The organism is Ornithinimicrobium sp. (genome assembly GCF_051004135.1).
Lineage (GTDB): Bacteria > Actinomycetota > Actinomycetes > Actinomycetales > Dermatophilaceae > Ornithinicoccus.
This window is the reverse complement of the sequence record NZ_JBPCKQ010000026.1, coordinates 1-4,385: the sequence shown is the minus strand read 5'-3', so window position 1 is coordinate 4,385 and position 4,385 is coordinate 1. Positions and strand designations below refer to the sequence as shown.

Genomic DNA, 4,385 nt, shown 5'->3' with positions numbered 1-4,385 from the left:
TGTCCAGCAGGCCCGACTCGGCGACGGCCCTGGTGTCGTGGCGGGCACCGGGTGCTGGGTCGGTGATGTGCAGCAGCCGCCCGGCGGTGTCCACGACAACCTGGTGGTTGTGGCCGGTGGTCTTGTGCTTGCCGGAGTACATGCCGGTGGCGCCTGCCCAGGTCCAGCACGGTGTCAGGGTTCCGTCCACGATCGTCACGCGGCCGGTGACCTCCTCGGCCAGTCCTGGCGTCCAGTCCCCAAGGACCCTGGCGATCACGGTCTCGAGCTCGGCGATGACGCGGGAGATCGTCGGCTGGCTCACGCCCAGCAACTCGGCGATCACCTCCTGGGTGATGTTGTTCTTGAAGTACATGACGGTCGCTTTCAGCGCCTTGGTGAAAGGCAGTGCCCGAGGGCGACCATTCCCCAGATCCCAAGGCCCGATCTCCTCTGCTGCCAGCTCGACCAGATCAGCGAATTGCGCCGTGGACAGTCCTGTCGTACGCTGGGCACGCAACGGTTCTCCCGGGAGTTGAGAATTCTTTGGAATGAACTCTCAATTCTCTCGTGAGAACCGTTGTTTTCTTTCGCGACACGCCGAATGTTCTTACCTCACCATGCCGCCTTCTGAATAACCCTCCTTGAGTTCATCCCGCGTGCGACGAACCGGTGCCAGCCAGGTCTGCGTCGTGTCCGCGGTCACTGCTGCCCTCGCGGCACCCGTCGCGCTTCCGGCCGTTGCCGTCGCTGCCGACACCACGGTTGTCGGCACTGCTGCTACCGCCGATCGGTACGGCGCGGACGGTCCTGTCGACGACGACGGCCGGGGTGACCAGCTCGATCTGGACGCCCTGACCATCCCCGAGGCACAACAGCGGATGGACGACGGGTCGCTCACGTCGGTGGAGCTCACCGAGGCCTACCTGCACCGCATCGCACTCCTGGATCCGGAGCTCAACGCGATCATCGCCCTCGATGACCAGGCCCTGGATGAGGCGTTGGCCAGCGACGAGCGGCGCGAGGGTGAGGGCCCCCGCAGCGCCCTCGAGGGTATGCCGGTGCTGCTCAAGGACAACATCGACGCGGAGGGCTTCGCCACGACCGCGGGTTCTCTCGCCCTGCTCAGCACCAGCCCTGATGATGCCGAGCTGGTCCGCCGGCTACGTGAGCCCGGTGCGATCGTCCTGGGCAAGACCAACCTGTCTGAGTGGGCAAACTTCCGCGGGCTGGAGTCGACCAGCGGCTGGAGTGGCGTCGGCGGGCAGACCAACAACCCGTACGTCCTGGACCGCAACCCGTGCGGTTCGTCGTCGGGTCCAGGGGTGGCTGCGGCGGCTGCGTTGGCTCAGGTCACCATCGGCACCGAGACCGACGGGTCGATCGTTTGCCCGGCCGGGCAGACCGGCGTCGTCGGGTTGAAGCCGACCCTCGGCCTGGTCAGCCGGGATGGCATCGTCCCCATCTCGGCGGAGCAGGACACCGCCGGCCCGATTGCCCGCCATGTCGTGGACGTCGCCATCGCCACCGCCACCCTCCAGGGTGAGGACGAGCGCGACGCCGCAACGGCGGAGATTCCCGATACGCAGCCGACGGACTACGCTGCGCTGCTGGACGAGGAGTCGCTGGAGGGTGCACGGGTCGGCCTGTGGCGGCCCTACGTCCTCGGCCGGCTGGACGGGGAGGAGCCCGCTGAGGGCTGGACGCCGGAGAAGGAGGCCGGACTTGAGGCGGTCGAGGAGGTGCTCGCCTCATCCCGCGACGCGTTGGAGGAGGCCGGTGCGACGGTCGTCGAGGTCGACCTGCCGTACCAGGACGAGGTCGGTGAGGCGGAGTTCCCGCTGCTCATCAGTGAGTTCGCTCGGGACCTGCCGCCGTACCTGGAGGCGACGCCGGGTGAGCAGCCGCGGACCGTCCAGGGTCTGATCGAGTTCAACGAGGCCGACCCGGTCGAGCTGTCGCTGTTCGACCAGGGCATCTTCGAGGCCACCGCGGAGGAGCCCGAGACACCCACGCAGGAGACGTTGGACCTGCGCGCGGAGACCCAGCGACTGGCCCGTGCCTCGATCGATGAGGTGCTCGCCGAGCACGACCTGGACTCGATCGTGGCACCGACGAACTCAGCGGCCTGGGTCACGCGCTACACCGAGACCGATGGTGAAGGGGACCGGTTCCTCTTCGGGTCCTCCGGACCGGCTGCCGTCTCGGGATACCCGAATGTGACGGTTCCGGCCGGGTATGCGGGTCCGCTGCCGATCGGGCTTTCCTTCTTCGGCACCCGGTGGGACGAGGCGGCTCTGCTGTCGTTCGCCTACGACTTCTAGGACCAGACCCAGGTCCGCCAGCGGCCGCAGTTCCTGGCTTCCGTTGACGAGTCGGACGTGATCGGGATGGTGGTGCCCGAGGACGGTGTAGCCACCGGTGGCGGCGACACCGCAGGCATCGAAAATTCCGGCATGCTCGCGCTCGGCGTGATCGCACTCGGTGCAGGCGCCCTCGGGATGGTCCTGACCCGTCGCCGCGGAAAGGCGCAGAGCTGAAGCGCCCCAGGTTCTCCGACTGACTTCACGTCCGTCGTTTGCCCTTGGTCTTCTTGTATGCCATCACCTCCGTGCGTGAGCTCCGCCAGACACCGTCGGGGCACCGCATACAGCCGCCCTCGCTGCGCGGCCTGGCGGAGGGCCGCCAGGCTGAACGCCTCGGTCAGGAGCGCGGTTTAGCCATGGGCTCGGAGGAGGTGCAGTTCAGGAGCGCGACCTCACAGTCGACCTGTTCCGCATACGCCTGATTCAATCTCAGCCGCGGGCAAGCCGAAGGTAGTTCACTCACCGATGCGCACCCGGCGCAGTGCGTGAGCGGCATCAACGACGGCACCGTGATCAAGGTCCAGCCGCTCCACATCGACCAGTTCAGGTTTGTCCCAGCTAGCGAGTACCTCCCACGAGGGATGGTGATAGGACCACCACTGGACTGCCTGCCACCGGCGGGCCGCCGGATCATGAGGATCGCGCTCATCCCAGATGCGGTGTCCCCATGCCTGCGTCACCGCGAGGTTGCGGGCGACCACCTGGGTCGGCCGCAGTGAGCGTTCGACCAGGACGCTGGGGTCGTCCAGGTCGAGGACGCGCAGGTCGTCCGGAAGGTGTACCACGGTCAGTGCCCGCCGCCCGCCGGGGAGGAACGGGACCTCGAACATCGAGGGATCCCACGAGGCGAGGTTGCCGAAGGTCTCCCCGACGGCGACCTCGGGTCGACGGCACAGGTACCACACGTGGTAGGCGGGGTGGTCGATGCGGCCGCCCTGCTGGGGACGGTGCTCGTAGAGCGGGTGACCAGGCTGTCCGGCAGAAACGGTGGGCAGGTAGGGGAGGACGCGGTAGGCGAGCACCTACGCTCCGCTGCCCCACGCGGCGGCGTCTACGGCCCGCAGCACGGGACCCACGCCTTCGAGACGCAGCACATCGGCAGGCGTCGCGCCTCCGAGGTGGGCGTTGGCGCTGTCTATCCAGACCGAGGCGGCCGGCTCGGCCCACACCAGGCGAGCGCGCGCAAGCACATGCTCGAGGTCGATGAGCAGCGGCGCCGTCAGTGCCCCTGGCTGCTCCTGCCCCGAGGCCCATCGGGAAGTTTGACTGGCATTGACGCCCAGCATCCGTGCGAGCGTCGCGCGACCGCCAACAGCGTCGGCGAGCCATCGGGTCCGCTCCGGCGCCAGCGGATCGTCTGCTGGCTGCGCTCGGGCACCTGCCCGGGTGCTCAATGCACGCTTTGAAGTCCCGGCCATCGTCAGCCGGCCAGATGTGGCGCTGCGTGCCCTGTTCACTGAATCGGTTGCGCGCGTTGACGATGTGCTCCTGCCCCGGGACGTGCCGCCGGGCTCGTCTTCGGTGCTCACCATGCGCCCATCATACCCAACATATTTATTGGGCGATACCAATTCTGTAGCCCTTCCTGTCGCGGCGGCACCTCGCGGATCGTTCCGACGGTGCCGCCCTAGCCGGGGCGTCCCCTTGACAGTCAGCTGTGAACCCGGGCATACTTTTTCTTATCGCAGAACTTTTATTCCATTTTATGGAATCGACCAGGAAGGGTCAGCCGTGTCTCACACCACACCTCATGGCGGGCAGGAGCCCAACGCTCCGGTCGCCGTCACCAAGAAGGCACTCGGCGAGGAGTCCCTCGCCCCGCAGCAGAAGCGGATCATGGGACGCACCTCCTACCTCCTGACATGGGTGGGTGGCTGTGTCTCGATCGGGACCTTCACCGTCGGCTCCAGCCTCGTAGGCACGCTCAACCTTGTGCAGGCGGTGATCGCGGTGACGATCGGCTGCGTGGTGATCGGCATCGGCCTCGTGATCAACGGAGCGGCCGGCTACAAGTACGGGATCCCTTTCGTGGTCCAGGTG

6 protein-coding genes are annotated in these 4,385 nt (G+C 67.2%); 3 read left to right on the top strand and 3 right to left on the bottom strand.

The window, feature by feature from the left end; all coding sequences use genetic code 11:
- A partial coding sequence (locus ACR2FV_RS01420) for a transposase family protein (protein ID WP_434013942.1) occupies positions 1–355 on the bottom strand: 355 nt, incomplete at its 3' end.
- Between the two features lie 316 nt (positions 356–671).
- Between ACR2FV_RS01420 and ACR2FV_RS01415 the strand changes: the two genes are divergently transcribed.
- Positions 672–2,303: an amidase family protein gene (locus ACR2FV_RS01415; protein WP_434013941.1), complete on the top strand. Its 1,632-nt coding sequence runs from the start codon at positions 672–674 to the stop codon at positions 2,301–2,303.
- Positions 2,304–2,369: 66 nt separating this feature from the next.
- Complete coding sequence (locus ACR2FV_RS01410; protein WP_434013940.1) at positions 2,370–2,519, top strand: hypothetical protein; 150 nt, start codon at positions 2,370–2,372, stop codon at positions 2,517–2,519.
- A gap of 281 nt (positions 2,520–2,800) precedes the next feature.
- Here the strand turns inward: ACR2FV_RS01410 and ACR2FV_RS01405 are convergent, their stop codons facing one another.
- Both ACR2FV_RS01405 and ACR2FV_RS01400 read right to left on the bottom strand, forming a co-directional pair.
- Positions 2,801–3,367: an RES domain-containing protein gene (locus ACR2FV_RS01405; RefSeq protein WP_434013939.1), complete on the bottom strand. Its 567-nt coding sequence runs from the start codon at positions 3,365–3,367 to the stop codon at positions 2,801–2,803.
- Positions 3,368–3,631 carry an antitoxin Xre/MbcA/ParS toxin-binding domain-containing protein gene (locus ACR2FV_RS01400; protein ID WP_434013938.1) on the bottom strand — a complete coding sequence of 88 codons (264 nt, stop codon included), beginning with the start codon at positions 3,629–3,631 and terminating at the stop codon, positions 3,368–3,370.
- 445 nt (positions 3,632–4,076) lie between these two features.
- Between ACR2FV_RS01400 and ACR2FV_RS01395 the strand changes: the two genes are divergently transcribed.
- Positions 4,077–4,385 (top strand): cytosine permease (locus ACR2FV_RS01395; protein WP_434013937.1); only part of this gene is annotated, 309 nt, incomplete at its 3' end.